Source organism: Psychroserpens mesophilus, assembly GCF_050617655.1.
Classification (GTDB): Bacteria; Bacteroidota; Bacteroidia; order Flavobacteriales; family Flavobacteriaceae; genus Psychroserpens; species Psychroserpens mesophilus_A.
The window spans coordinates 1-279 of the sequence record NZ_JBODQC010000134.1 but is presented as its reverse complement, the minus strand read 5'-3'; the positions used below and the strand labels follow the sequence as shown (position 1 = coordinate 279).

General features: G+C 57.7%; 1 protein-coding gene. It reads left to right on the top strand.

What is annotated here, in order from left to right; all coding sequences use genetic code 11:
• The coding region (locus ACRHNM_RS16650; protein ID WP_431137741.1) for a Smr/MutS family protein at nt 1-258 on the top strand (258 nt) is incomplete at its 5' end.
• Nucleotides 259-279: the final 21 nt, after the last annotated feature.

Genomic DNA, 279 nt, shown 5'->3' with positions numbered 1-279 from the left:
CACCCGGCCCCGCAGCGCCTGGACACATATGAAATCCTCGATATACAAATGGAAACCGCGCGCCGCCAGCTGGAGTTTGCCCTGAGCAAACGAATCCAGAAAGTGGTATTTATCCACGGGGTGGGCCAGGGGGTGCTCAAGGCCGAATTGCGGACGCTTTTCCGCCGATACGACCACCTGAAAGTGCGGGAGGCCGATTACCGCTCCTACGGCCTGGGCGCCACGGAAATCTATATCCCCCAGGAGGCTTTCAACTAGAAGTCAATTGCTGGATTCGGA